The sequence below is a fragment of the Fibrella forsythiae genome (assembly GCF_017353175.1).
Classification (GTDB): Bacteria; Bacteroidota; Bacteroidia; order Cytophagales; family Spirosomataceae; genus Fibrella; species Fibrella forsythiae.
This window is the reverse complement of record NZ_JAFMYW010000003.1, coordinates 455,854-468,235: the sequence shown is the minus strand read 5'-3', so window position 1 is coordinate 468,235 and position 12,382 is coordinate 455,854. Positions and strand designations below refer to the sequence as shown.

At 54.4% G+C, this 12,382-nt stretch carries 12 protein-coding genes; 3 read left to right on the top strand and 9 right to left on the bottom strand.

The features are described 5' to 3' along the window. Window position 1: 1 nt before the first annotated feature. The 4 genes from J2I46_RS13340 to J2I46_RS13325 form a co-directional block, all read right to left on the bottom strand. Window positions 2-460: a GNAT family N-acetyltransferase gene (locus J2I46_RS13340; protein WP_207329526.1), complete on the bottom strand. Its 459-nt coding sequence runs from the start codon at window positions 458-460 to the stop codon at window positions 2-4. Continuing rightward, window positions 445-1,446 carry a UDP-2,4-diacetamido-2,4,6-trideoxy-beta-L-altropyranose hydrolase gene (gene pseG / locus J2I46_RS13335; protein WP_207329525.1) on the bottom strand — a complete coding sequence of 334 codons (1,002 nt, stop codon included), beginning with the start codon at window positions 1,444-1,446 and terminating at the stop codon, window positions 445-447. Before pseG ends, J2I46_RS13340 begins: the two co-directional genes overlap by 16 nt. 208 nt (window positions 1,447-1,654) lie before the next feature. Continuing rightward, complete coding sequence (locus tag J2I46_RS13330; RefSeq protein WP_207329524.1) at window positions 1,655-2,593, bottom strand: NADP-dependent oxidoreductase; 939 nt, start codon at window positions 2,591-2,593, stop codon at window positions 1,655-1,657. Window positions 2,594-2,640: 47 nt separating this feature from the next. Then, window positions 2,641-3,051: a DoxX family protein gene (locus J2I46_RS13325; protein ID WP_207329523.1), complete on the bottom strand. Its 411-nt coding sequence runs from the start codon at window positions 3,049-3,051 to the stop codon at window positions 2,641-2,643. A 118-nt stretch (window positions 3,052-3,169) separates the two neighbouring features. Here J2I46_RS13325 and J2I46_RS13320 point away from each other — a divergent pair, with 118 nt between their 5' ends. Beyond that, window positions 3,170-3,508 (top strand): winged helix-turn-helix transcriptional regulator, encoded by a 339-nt coding sequence (locus tag J2I46_RS13320; RefSeq protein ID WP_207329522.1) that lies wholly within the window; start codon window positions 3,170-3,172, stop codon window positions 3,506-3,508. A 143-nt stretch (window positions 3,509-3,651) separates the two neighbouring features. Beyond that, window positions 3,652-5,238: an FAD-dependent monooxygenase gene (locus J2I46_RS13315; protein WP_207329521.1), complete on the top strand. Its 1,587-nt coding sequence runs from the start codon at window positions 3,652-3,654 to the stop codon at window positions 5,236-5,238. Here J2I46_RS13315 and pseF read toward each other — a convergent pair. From pseF to J2I46_RS13290, 5 genes are all read right to left on the bottom strand, one after another. Beyond that, window positions 5,235-5,933 carry a pseudaminic acid cytidylyltransferase gene (pseF, locus tag J2I46_RS13310; RefSeq protein ID WP_207329520.1) on the bottom strand — a complete coding sequence of 233 codons (699 nt, stop codon included), beginning with the start codon at window positions 5,931-5,933 and terminating at the stop codon, window positions 5,235-5,237. The two genes, J2I46_RS13315 and pseF, sit on opposite strands and share 4 nt — an antisense overlap. Before the next feature lie 102 nt (window positions 5,934-6,035). Next, entirely contained in the window at window positions 6,036-7,685 is a 1,650-nt protein-coding gene (locus J2I46_RS13305; protein WP_207329519.1) for a hypothetical protein, read from the bottom strand. Then, window positions 7,682-8,860, bottom strand: a complete 1,179-nt coding sequence (gene pseC / locus J2I46_RS13300; protein WP_207329518.1) for a UDP-4-amino-4,6-dideoxy-N-acetyl-beta-L-altrosamine transaminase — start codon at window positions 8,858-8,860, stop codon at window positions 7,682-7,684. Before pseC ends, J2I46_RS13305 begins: the two co-directional genes overlap by 4 nt. A gap of 144 nt (window positions 8,861-9,004) precedes the next feature. Beyond that, entirely contained in the window at window positions 9,005-10,021 is a 1,017-nt protein-coding gene (gene pseB, locus J2I46_RS13295; protein ID WP_207329517.1) for a UDP-N-acetylglucosamine 4,6-dehydratase (inverting), read from the bottom strand. Between the two features lie 110 nt (window positions 10,022-10,131). Then, window positions 10,132-11,016, bottom strand: coding sequence for a hypothetical protein (locus J2I46_RS13290; RefSeq protein ID WP_207329516.1), 885 nt, complete (start codon window positions 11,014-11,016; stop codon window positions 10,132-10,134). Between the two features lie 266 nt (window positions 11,017-11,282). Between J2I46_RS13290 and J2I46_RS13285 the strand changes: the two genes are divergently transcribed. After that, the gene (locus J2I46_RS13285) at window positions 11,283-12,377 is read left to right on the top strand and encodes a GntR family transcriptional regulator (RefSeq protein WP_207329515.1); all 1,095 of its coding nucleotides are present in this window, start codon (window positions 11,283-11,285) and stop codon (window positions 12,375-12,377) included. Window positions 12,378-12,382 lie beyond the last annotated feature (5 nt).

Below are 12,382 nucleotides of genomic sequence, written 5' to 3'. Positions count from 1 at the left end.
GTTATCTGAACGTTAAACAGACTGATTCAACGTCAAATTTACGGCTTTCGTGCGAGTCCGTGAATCCGGCCCGTTCAAAGGCGCGAATCGACGGCTGATTATCCGGTCTGATGTACGCCGATATAGGTACGTTGCCCCACTTTTTCCGACAAGCCTCACAAGCCTGTTGAATGAGCAGAGAGGCGAGTCCACGTCCACGAAATGCTTTATCGACCGAGATGCCGACAATTACCTCGCCGTCGGTCTGCCGGTCAAAACGTACCTGGCCAACGGGCTCATGTTCGTCCGTCTCAAAAACCAGCAACAAGGCGTTGGGGTCGACTATTTTCCCAGCAAACCACGCCTCGTGGTTCTCCCATAAAATGGGCGCGGAGTGGAACGATTGCCGACGCGTGTCCGGGTCATTCGCCCAGTCAAAATACAGACGAACGTCGGCGGCAGTGGCTACTCGGTGGCGCATAACTGCGTGAAAAGCTGCCTGTACCGATCGGCGGCTTTTCCGTCGAACACGAGGCGTTGCTTGAATACCGTAGGCGTAAGGCGGGCTTTGCCCACAGCTGCCTCAAATTTATCGGGGGCAATAGGCAGGGTCAGCGCGCCCAGCGTCAGGTGTCGGTCGCGCATAAACGAGACGAGTCGGCTTTGGTTGTCGGCCGTCTGAATGATGATCATGGGACGGCTCACCGTGGCTACTTCGTAGGCAATGGTGCTGGCGGCTACTACACTTAAGCCACTGCCGCCAATAACACGCGCCATCTGCTTGGCCGACAGGTTTTGTTGAACGCTTAATCGGTCTTTCGGCAAGTCGGTAAACGTGTCGGCGTGGGGATTGGCCGAACCCAGTACAACCGTTACCTTCAGTTCGGCATTCTGGGTCAGCAACAATTCCACCACCTCGCGACTGACATTATGTGGATCGGACCCACCCATGTTCACGAAGGCTTTATTCTCACCGTCTTTGGGTTGCGCTTTTTGCCGGAACGCCGGATTGACCAGGGCATAGGGAGCGCCAAGCAGCAGTTTCGTATAGGATTCGGTCTGGTAATCAGCGGGCGTTACGTCGCCCGCATGGTTGATCACCACATCGGCAACCTGCGTTCCCAGCATCAGATCGTCAATGAATACCAGTTTGTGCGCCTGTTTCCGCACAGCCCGCTGAAACGATTCATCAAAGCCATAGCCGTCTAGAACAACGACGTCATCGGCCGTAACATGACGGAGAAGCTCGTCGAGGTCGGTTGTTTCTAGCGTAATAACCGGAATTCCCTGTTTGGCGATGGTCTTCAGCACCGCTGCTGATGGCTGATGAATAGCAAACCGCCGGTCGAAACCAGCCTCAGCGCTATCGTCGGCCGGACTCAGCATGTCGGCGAGGGCAAGGCTGCGCATAATGTGGCCCATACCCGTTTGCGTGGTACCGTCGGCGCGGAAGAGAATTCGTTTCATGAGGAAGGGTCGCTACAATCGGAAACGACAAAACTACAACATGAACGCCGCCCTGCCGCGCCTCTTGCTAGTGAACGGAACCACAATGTGACAGTAAGGTTACTTTATTGACGAACGACAGGCAAGGCAACTCGCCACAAAACAGCGCCATGCCAGTCAGTTTAAGGCATTGAACGTACCCGGCGAGCCCGCCTGGCCCAGCCGCGATTTACACCGTCACAATAATCTTGCCCTGCGTTTTGCCTTCTTCCAACTGCCGAAGGGCATCCGGGAGTTGTGAGAAGGGAATGGTCTGCGACACATACGACTGGAGTCGGCCGTCGGCTAACCGGTCGGCAATGGCCCGCTGATCGGCACCGTTCGACGACACCAGGAAAGCCGATGCATTGATCTGGCTGGCCTGGGCCTGGGTGCTTACTTCGGGGGTGACGCCCCCGGCAATACTGATCAGCTTACCGCCCGGCTTAATAATTGACAGCGAACGCGTCGGGATATCATTGCCAATACCCGTGAAGACAAAATCGACGGGCTCAATAGCCTCTTCGAAACGTACCTGCGTGTAGTCGATTACCTCGTCGGCGCCCAGCGATAGCACGAAATCGCGTTTGGCGGCTGAGGCTGTGCCAAGTACGTAGGCACCCCGCTCTTTGGCAAACTGCACGGCGAAGCTACCCACGCCTCCACCAGCCGCGTGTACCAACACCCGCTGACCAGCCTGTACATTGGCTTTTTTCATAATCTGAAAGGCGGTCAAGGCTGCCAGCGTGGCTCCGGCGGCCTCTTCGACACTGATGTTGGCAGGCTGATGAGCCAGATGATCGGCCGGAGCGGCTACATACTCCGCATAGGCACGACCGGCACCGGGAAAGTTGACCATTCCGAAAACGGCGTCGCCCACTTTAAACTCGGTCACATCGGCACCCACTTCCGTAACCTCCCCGGCAATGTCCCACCCATCAATTACGGGCGGCTGCGCCGAAAGGGTACCCCACATGGCTTTGCCGCGTGCCGTTTTGTAATCGACGGGATTGAGGCTGATGGCTTTAACGCGTACCAGTACATCGCTGGCGCTGATCGTGGGGGTGGGTACGTTGGTAAGCTGGAGTGAGTCGGGACCGTTGGTACCCGTTAAAATATAAGCTTGCATCTTGATTGCTTTTTTTAATGTAACAAGGCAGACGTACTTCTCTGTTTCTAGTTAGCAGCTATATGTGCTTTCTGGCCCCTTCCCCAGGCTACAAAGGCAGCCATCAGGGCAAATACAATGTTTACTCCGATAACAGCGGCTTCGCCCCGGACAACATGAAATATTGCGGCACAGATCATCAGCAGCACCACGCAACCAGCGGTAATGGATGTAAGACCTGGCCTGATCCGAAGCAACGAGGGGAGCACTAAGCCAAGGCCACCCAGCAAATCCACTAGTCCAGTGGCTCTTACCACGCCAATAGGCAATTGCCCCGTCCAGGGCCACATGGCCGACAGGGCGGCAATCGGCTGAAACAGCTTTGTTAGGCTGGCCCAGATAAGGCTGACGGATAAGAGGATCTGCACTATCCAGAGGGTGATGTGCAGCACTTTCGAAGGTCGTTTATTACTGGTCATGCAGGTATTTTTTACTCCACCGCAAACGTATTTATATTTACTAGCCATTCGAAAGCACTTCCCCGTTGGATAGCGCTATCCAGTAAGCAAGTAACGCAGACGAACGGCAAGCAAAACCATGCTGAGAGGAGAAGGGTGCCCCAAAAATGTGCTGGCAATCAAGGATGCGCTGGAAGCGGTAGAAGGCCGGTGGAAATTACTGATCTTATTCGCCCTGTCGAACGGCCCCAGGCGGTTCAAGCAACTTGCCAGGGAGGTAAACGGGATTACGGATAAGACGCTGTCGAAAGAGCTAAAGAATCTGGTAGACAACAAGCTGATCAGTAGAACGGTGCACGATGAGTTTCCGCCTACTGTCGAGTACGCCATCACAACGCACGGTGAGTCGCTGGACCGGGTAATTGAAGAATTGCATCAGTGGGGCGTGTCTCACCGCAACGAAGTGATCGGAAAATAGTCCTCTGCCATCGTCTTTTCACTTCCTTCGAGTGTATCAGATGGTCTGATTTGTTCTGCTGGCATCAAACAAACTGTGAGGCAATCAGTTGTTTCTGACGCATACCAAACGGCTAAACGCCTCAGCTACAACCAGACAGCTCTATGCAAACAGCGCTCAAAACAGATGTACTCATTATCGGCGCCGGGCCAACCGGTCTGTCGCTGGCAGCGCAGTTGGGGCGGTTTGGCATAGATTGCCTGATCGTTGACCAGAAGGAGGGCACAACAGAGCTGTCGAAAGCCATGGTGGTGCATGCACGCACGATGGAGATCTTCGACCAGCTTGGCCTGGCGCAACAGGCCATTGCCCATGGATCCGTCGTTCAGCAGGTGACGCTGTTGCACGAGGGTAACATAAGCGCCCGGCTGAACTTCGCCGACATTGGCGGTCAGTTGAGTCCGTTTCCGTTCGTGCTGGTTTTTGAGCAGAGCAAAACCGAGCGCCTGCTGTACGATCACCTGCGGAACCACGGGAAAGACGTCCGCTGGCAAACGGGTCTGACAAGCCTGACCCAGTCTGACGAACACGTACTGGCAGAGCTACAGGAAGCCAATGGGACAATGCTACAGGTCGAGGCCCGGTATGTGGTGGGGTGCGACGGGGCCAGCAGTACAACCCGACACCTGACCGGCCTTGGCTTCGAAGGGTCGACCAACCCCCGGCTGTTCTACGTGGCTGATGTAGACATGGAGTTCGAGGCCGAGCCGATGAGTTTCTACGGCACCTTCGGTGGACATTCGTTTATGCTTATGTTTCCGATGGAAGGCGAAAAGCGCTGGCGGCTGATCGGCAACGTACCTGAATACGACACCAGTCAGACCAACACCATTTCGCACGGAGAACTTGAGATCAGGGTAAAAACGCTGATCAAACGCCCGCTCGACATCACAAACGTGCGGTGGTTATCGACCTATAAGGTGCACACCCGCCACGCCGAACGGTTCTCGGCGGGGCGCTGCTTTCTGGCGGGCGACGCGGCTCATGTGCATACGCCGGCGGGTGGACAGGGCATGAACACCGGTATTCAGGACGCGTACAATCTGGCCTGGAAAATGGCTTTTGTCCTGAACGGTTACGCGCAGCCCTCCTTGCTGGATACTTACAGTGAAGAGCGTTTGGCCAACGCAAAGAACCTGCTGAAATCGACCGATCAGTTGTTCGACATCGCTTCGGCCGACAACTGGTACATCCGGTTCTTCCGGGATAATCTGTTCCCCACGCTGGCCGGGCTGGCTACACAGTTCGACGCGACGCGGGCGGCCATTTTCCCGACCATTTCCATGATTGGTATCAATTACCGGGATAGTTCGCTGAGTCAGCATTATGGCGACCAGGCGCTGCCGGTAAAAGCGGGTGATCGGATGCCGTATTTTCTGGTGGATGGTGTGGGGGTGTACGACCGGCTCACCGCGCCAACGTTCCACCTGCTTCTTTTTTCGGATGGGAGCGAAGAACACCGGACCCTGGAGAAGTCGGTACGTGACGAACACAGCAATTGGCTGGACGTCAGCGTAATTCCGCTGTACCCGCGCGTTGTTGAGCTATTTGGCGTAGACAAACCGTTTGCCGTGCTGCTCCGCCCCGATAATCACATAGCTACGCTGTCGCTGAGGCTGTCTGCCGCCGATATCCGCGCTTATCTAACGCACCTGAATCCGGCGGCCGCTACCACACTAACGACCAATTAAGCTGATCGGGATTGAGCCAAGAGCCTGATCTTCAGCTCAGCAAGTTGCCAGTCGACAAGGTTGTCGATATCCTGCGATTCCAGCTCCGAAATTTCGATGCCGCTGGTGTTGCTGGTCAGCAACTGACCCGTTTCGAGGAAGCTGGGTACGTTGAAGAAATAAAACTGACCGGCATCGTGAAAGGCGGGCGGTAAATCCTGCGAGCGGGTGAGGGCGTGGTCGGGTTCAAGCCAGGCAAGGCGGTCGTTCTGAAAAATAACGGCCCGCTGAACGGGAAAGCTGAATCGCACCACCGGAAAAACAGTATCGAACCCGCCTGATTCCAGCTTAGCGAAGGCTTCCCGAAGTGTATCGGCCGTAACGAACGGAGCCGTGGCATACAGACAGCAGGCCCGGTCGAACGATTGTCCATGCTGCGCGTAGGCGTTCAGCACTTCGGTCAACACGGCGGCGGTAGTCGCAAAATCGTTGGCGGTATCAGCCGACCGGGCAAACGGCACCGACGCGCCATAGAGCTGCGCCATCTGGGCAATCTCGGCATCATCCGTCGACACCATCACGTCATCGAACAGCCCCGACTCCTGCGCCGCCCGGATGGAATACGCCATAATCGGCGATCCCAGAAATGGCCGGATGTTCTTCCGTGGAATGCGTTTGCTCCCGCCACGGGCCGGAATAATACAGAGTGTCTTCATGCTGAAAGTCGTAAGTAAAAGGAGCCGTAAGTCTGGAAAGTGGTTCAGGTACGTTGTTTTATCGTCACGGGTAGCCACGATGGCGGTCCGACGTGGCTTCCTCTACAAATCTACCATTGCCGCGTAGTTGCCAGAACGGACGAAGATAGCGAGCGAGTCGGTAGGCTGGGCAGCGGGGATGATGGCAGTGAAACCGGTGTCCTTGTCGTTGGCCGAGTCTTCCTTGTCGAGTCGCTGATGGAAGAGTGTGGTGTAATACTGCCAGCCGGTTGCCGTTTTCACGCCCACAAACGTATCGTTGAAATTGGCTTTGCGCCCCGCCACCTTCGCCCAGCCACTGACGACCAGAAAGCCTTCGTCGCGCCGCCGTATATCAATGCCGTAAACCAGTGAATCGCCGGGTGTTGTGGCTGGTGAAACGGTAACCGGGCGGCTTTTCAACGAAGCCGGCGAGATTGGTCTTGGGCGAAAGACGCCCTGGCTTGCCAGATCGCTTAATCGGGAAGCGGGTTCGTACTGCGGCGCACAGGCACGAATTTGTCCGTAGCGCTGCCAGAGCAAATTATCGGTCTGTTTCAACTCACGGAACCGCTCGATCTTGCTCAGGTACGTTACATTCGATATCGCCCAGAGCCCAATCGTTCCGGCCAGAACCACACCCGCAAACCAGTTGGTCAGATGGATGCCCCGCCAGCGTAAATCGCGCCGGATCAGCACGTCGAGTACGCTCAGGTACGTTGCTGCCATGTGCAGGGCCGTGATGTTACGGTAGCGCGAGGCGAACACGATGCTGGTATCATTCTGAATCCGGTTCACGGCCAGCATCAGGCCCGTCAGGTGCAGAAAAACGAGCAGCCAGAACAGCGTCGGATTCAGCCGGTCGTAGCGTATCCGAAGCAGGTACAGGGCCCAGATGATTGTAATGCTACCCAGTAAAATGGGCAGCCATGCAACGGCCGGGTGGTAGGCAATAGCCCCCAGAAAAGCCGTATCGAGCGCCAGCAGGTGCCGTATGTGCTCCACGCTGATGAGTTGGGTAATCAGCAGCCCCGAGGGATTTTGGTAGCCCCGGAAATAGTAAAGGAGCGCCGGAATCGTGATCAGCAACGTACCCATCGCCCAGCGCCATCGGTGCTGGAACAGCCAGCCCAGCAGCAGAATGGGTAACACCAAAATACCGTTTCCATTGGTGAACAGGGCAATGAAGGCAACGCCGATTGCCCACCCCTCGCGGCGGCGGTTTGCCAGATAAATGGCCAGCAACGCCAGTGCTGGTGCCGTTACGTTCGAGGCCGCCACAATACTCCAGAAGGCCACATTCCAACCCTGGAACTGAAAGAGCAGGAAAAAAACGGGCAGTTGTAACGCCGACGCCCCCGCTTCGGTAGTGACCCGGTAATGGTCAGGTTTATCAATAGAGGCCGACGATTCAGCGCTCCGGTAAAGCAGCCACGACGTACCCAGCAACGCCAGCAGACCCACATACTGCATCACGCGAAAATCGACGGATCCCGTCAGCGCCATGTTGAGCCAGGCAATGAGCTTGGCCAGCACCAGCCGGTGGAAATTATTCTGTTCCAGCAGCAGCGCCGTTTTTGCGCTAACGGTCTCCGCCGCAGGTAAGCGATTCAGGAAATCGACGACCACCGGGTAATCATCCATGTACGGAAAATCGTAGGCGTACCAGATCACCATGCCGACGTAATACACCACCGGAATGGCGGCGGCTACCCAGAGCAACCTCCGTTTCATTGGCCCACGAATGTCAGTACCTCATCGATCACGTACTGCTGTTCCTCGTCGGTGAGGGTGGGATACATCGGCAGGCTCAGGCAACGGCTGTAGTAGCGTTCGGCCAGCGGATAATCGCCCGGTCTGTTGCCTTGTTGCTGGTAATACGGCATGGTATGCACCGGAATATAGTGCACCTGCGCAAAGATGTCTTTCGTTCGCAGGTAATCGTATAACCCCTTCCGGTCGTCGACCTGCACCACGTACAGATGGTACGCATGGCCCACATTCTCGGGCGGGATGATAGTTTGCACGCTGCCACCAGCGAAGGCAGCATCGTAGCGGGCGGCAATCTCGCGGCGACGGGCTAACATCTGGTCGGCGCGTTGCAACTGACTAAGGCCCAGTGCAGCCTGCATATCGGTGAGGCGGTAGTTGTAGCCCAGTTCCTGCAACTGCATGTACCAGCCGCCGCGTTCGGGCTCACCGTCGTAAGGCGGCGTAAAGTCGCCGGGTTTATTGGTGATGCCGTGGGTACGCAGCCGCATCAGGTGGTTGTACAGTGCTTCGGTGCCGGCCGTAATCATGCCGCCTTCGCCGCAGGCAATATGTTTCACGGGATGGAAACTAAAAATAGCCAGATCGGCCAGCGACGAATCACCGCAACGATGGTTTTTTTCCTGTTCATCGATAAATGAACCACCCGGCGAATGACAGCTATCTTCCAGCAACCACATCCCATGCTCATCGGCCAACGCCCGGAATGCAGCCATGTCAACGGGATAACCAGCGAAATCGACGGGAATAATGCCGGAGAAAAAGCCAGCCGGTTTCGATTCGATCAACGCCCGAACGGCCGCTACATCCAGCAGGACCGTCTCGGGGTCAATGTCGGCAAAGTAGACCTCACCGCCACAATAGCGAACGCAGTTGGCCGAGGCCGAGAAGGTGATGGGTGTGGTAATCACCCGCGTTCCGGGGCCAACACCCAGGGCCATACAGCATAGGTGAAGCGCCGCCGTTCCATTCGAAACGGCCACGGCATAGGGCGCACCAATGTACTCAGCAAACGCTTTTTCAAACGCGCCGATGCTGGGTCCCTGCGTGAGCATTGGCCCGCGCAGCACCTCGGCTACCGCCGCGATATCCTCGTCGGTAATGTGCTGCCGACCGTATGGAATGGGATTGTTATGCATACAAATGGTACGCGGATTAGAAGGATTTAAAAGGATTCACGCTGATTTTGGATTTAAGCGAATATATAGACGGAGGCAGAGCCACTCCATTTAAATCCAACACTCCGCGTAAATCCGTTCGATCTCTTAAATCTGTGCGCTATTCTACACGGCAAACGAAGGGTCGACGTGGTTGCGGATCTGCTCGCGGAGCTGGTCAACGGTGAGCCATTCATCGTTGGTTCCTGAATTGTATTTGAAACCCTCGGCCACGCGGTTACCATTGAACGCTTCCAGGTAGTCGTCGACATTCCAGGTAGGCGTTGAAGGCGTGATCACGTAATAGCGGGCGGTTTCAACGGTATTCAGCGAATCGGTTTCGGTGATCATCTCTTCATGGAGCTTCTCGCCGGGACGAACACCTACCAGCACCTGCTCGCAGTTGGGGCCAATGGCCGTAGCCACGTCAGTGATCCGATACGACGGAATCTTGGGCACGTAGATTTCGCCGCCCCAGGCGTGTTCCAGCGCATACAGCACCATCTCAACGCCATCCTCCAGTGAGATGTTGAAGCGCGTCATGTCGTTATGCGTGATGGGCAATACGCCTTCTTTGCGTTTTTCCAGGAAGAACGGCACCACCGATCCGCGCGAGCCAATTACGTTACCGTAGCGAACCACCGAGAAAGTCAGATCGCGTGCGCCCTTCATGTTGTTGGCGGCTACGAAGAGCTTATCCGAACAGAGTTTAGTGGCTCCGTAGAGGTTGATCGGCGCGGCGGCTTTATCCGTCGAGAGGGCCACTACGCGTTGCACGCCGTTGTCGAGGGCCGCATTGATCACGTTTTCGGCACCAAAGACGTTGGTCTTGATGCATTCCATCGGGTTATATTCAGCGGCGGGCACCTGCTTCAGCGCGGCGGCGTGAACGATGATATCGATACCTTCGCAGGCCCGTTTCAGCCGTTCGCCATCGCGCACATCGCCGATAAAATAGCGCATGGCTTTGTATTGGCTGGTCGAAAACGTCTGGCTCATTTCGAACTGCTTCAGCTCGTCGCGCGAGTACACCACCAGCCGTTTGATTTCGGGATGACGCTTTAACACTATTTCGACGAACTTCTTGCCAAACGAGCCAGTACCGCCGGTAATGAGAATGGATTTATTTGATAGATCAAGCATGGGAGGAGAATTAAGAGTTAAGAATTAAGAATTAAGAATTAAGAGTTGCTCTGCTCAGGTACGTTGCTAAGCGGAGCAACTCTTAATTCTTAATTCTTAATTCTTAACTCTCACCTTAATTTAACTCGTTTAAACGCATCAACGTAGCTTTTCGCGCTGGCGTTCAGGACCTGAACGTTCAGCGAAGCGGCGTAGTCGCGCAGGACTTCGTAACTGTAAAACGCTTTCGACAGCGAGGCAAATTGCGCCGACATCCGCGACGTTTCTTTCTTCACTACGTCGTAGACCGGAATATAGGCCACCGTGCCAGGCTTATCGTAGAAATGCTCCTGTTTCATGAGCAACTCATTTCCGTCAGAAATTCGGATCTCTTCGTGCCACGAATGATCGGCTCCGAAAAGGTACACCTCCCTGAACCGGCGGGTAATGGCCAGATACAGCGAGGCCGCCAGAATATTCTGCGACTGCGGCATGCCCCACCCCTTCCGGAAAATGAAGAACCGAAACCAGTTGTAGCCCCGCACCACCGTGTAGTTAAAATAAACGACCCTGACATTCGGGTGTTTGCCGTGCAGTTGATTCACCAGGTAGCTTCCCCGCGCCGATTGCGGTACGAACAGATTCATAGGCCAGACGGTAAGGTTGATCAGGCAGCGAATCGTTTTCTCCACGTCTTTCCGCTCGTTATTCTGCTCATGGTATAGGAAGAAAGCGGGGTCGAGCAGGGCGTAATTCATGGGTTGCAACTGCGCATATTCGGGTGAGGAGGCGAAGTTATTCACGCAGATTACCTCCGTTTCGCGAATGAATGCCAGATCAGCATCAAGCGATTGGCGAAGCGACGGACCATTGCCCAGAATAGAACAGGCAGACCGCTGAGGTTGAGGAATTTCTACCGAGAAGCGAGACTTGATCAGCACTTTCAACACCGATAGTAGTGTATCGATGAGAAGACCAGCCTGATGCGAAGCGGCGTTGAAAAAAGTTTCGAGCATAGAAGCACCCGCTTAAGGGCCTGCAAAAATACCATAATGCCGGGAATACCCATTCGCTGCTTTTTACGCGGATGTTGGGTCAATTCTGAAATACCGGCAGGGAGAGGAATACACTGGCAACGTTCCCGGTAACGTTTGCATAAATAAAATCAGATATTTTCTTGGTTCTGTCTAAATACAGACGAAAATTAACCTACCACTCAACCCCTTGGTTTGGTACAATTCTAGCTTCTTATCATTGCTTCAATGTATCTATTCTACTAGCTATGTTACAGAGACAAGCCATCGAGCCACGTCATCGCCGCCAGTCGTATGACTTCATCGATGTATATCCAGGTACGTCTATACCGATCTATCAGCTTCAGTTCAACCCAAAAGACAAGACGCCCAAATACAAGCAGATTGTTCAGTCGATCATTACCGATATTGGCCGGGGCGTTTTGCGGAAAGGTGAGCAGCTACCGTCTATCAGCGAACTAAGCATTGAATATTATCTGGCGCGCGATACCGTCGAGAAAGCGTACCGCGAGCTCCGTGAACGCGGCTACATCACATCTGTGCAGGGGAAAGGGTATTACGTGCAGGCTAACGACGCGCTGAAGTTGAAAATTCTACTGGTATTCAACAAGCTCAGTTCATATAAGAAGATCATCTACTACGCCTTTCTGAAAGCCCTGGGCGATCGGGCAAACGTAGATCTTCAGATTCATCATTACAGCGCCCAGCATTTCCAGGAGATCATAGAAGAGAACCTCGGCAAGTACAACTACTACGTGGTAATGCCGCATTTCACGCAGGACCTCGATAAAGCCAATTACATGAAGGTACTTGAATCGATTCCGGCAAACCAGCTGGTGTTACTCGATAAGGACGTACCTGAACTGCCCGGCAACATCCTGAGCGTTCACCAGAATTTTGATAAAGATATTCGGGAAGCGCTGGAAACGGCACAGGATCTGTTGACAAAGTATGACAGGATGGTATTGGTTTTACCCAGCGACGGCAATTATCCGGTCGAGATTGCGCGCGGTTTCAGATCGTTCTGCATCAACGCTGATAAAGAGTTTGCTATCAAGGAAAATGCCCTGAATGAGCACCTCCAGGCCGGTACCGCCTATGTTGTAGTTGAAGAAATGGACCTGTCGGAACTGGTCAAAAAAGTGCGGCAAACGAATTTTCAGCTGGGTCGCGAAATCGGGATGATCTCCTTCAACGATACCACCCTGAAAGAACTGCTGGACATCACCGTGGTGAGTACCAATTTCGAAGCCATGGGCTACACTACCGCCTCATTGCTACTCGACAATAAACACATAAAGGTTAAAAACCCATTCTACATGATCCGGCGTGGATCCTTGTAGCCAGG

Coding starts and splice junctions, on each gene's coding strand:
- J2I46_RS13340 (WP_207329526.1), bottom strand. CDS start 460: ATGCGCCACCGAGTAGCCACTGCCGCCGACGTTCGTCTGTATTTTGAC.
- pseG (WP_207329525.1), bottom strand. CDS start 1,446: ATGAAACGAATTCTCTTCCGCGCCGACGGTACCACGCAAACGGGTATG.
- J2I46_RS13330 (WP_207329524.1), bottom strand. CDS start 2,593: ATGCAAGCTTATATTTTAACGGGTACCAACGGTCCCGACTCACTCCAG.
- J2I46_RS13325 (WP_207329523.1), bottom strand. CDS start 3,051: ATGACCAGTAATAAACGACCTTCGAAAGTGCTGCACATCACCCTCTGG.
- J2I46_RS13320 (WP_207329522.1), top strand. CDS start 3,170: ATGCTGAGAGGAGAAGGGTGCCCCAAAAATGTGCTGGCAATCAAGGAT.
- J2I46_RS13315 (WP_207329521.1), top strand. CDS start 3,652: ATGCAAACAGCGCTCAAAACAGATGTACTCATTATCGGCGCCGGGCCA.
- pseF (WP_207329520.1), bottom strand. CDS start 5,933: ATGAAGACACTCTGTATTATTCCGGCCCGTGGCGGGAGCAAACGCATT.
- J2I46_RS13305 (WP_207329519.1), bottom strand. CDS start 7,685: ATGAAACGGAGGTTGCTCTGGGTAGCCGCCGCCATTCCGGTGGTGTAT.
- pseC (WP_207329518.1), bottom strand. CDS start 8,860: ATGCATAACAATCCCATTCCATACGGTCGGCAGCACATTACCGACGAG.
- pseB (WP_207329517.1), bottom strand. CDS start 10,021: ATGCTTGATCTATCAAATAAATCCATTCTCATTACCGGCGGTACTGGC.
- J2I46_RS13290 (WP_207329516.1), bottom strand. CDS start 11,016: ATGCTCGAAACTTTTTTCAACGCCGCTTCGCATCAGGCTGGTCTTCTC.
- J2I46_RS13285 (WP_207329515.1), top strand. CDS start 11,283: ATGTTACAGAGACAAGCCATCGAGCCACGTCATCGCCGCCAGTCGTAT.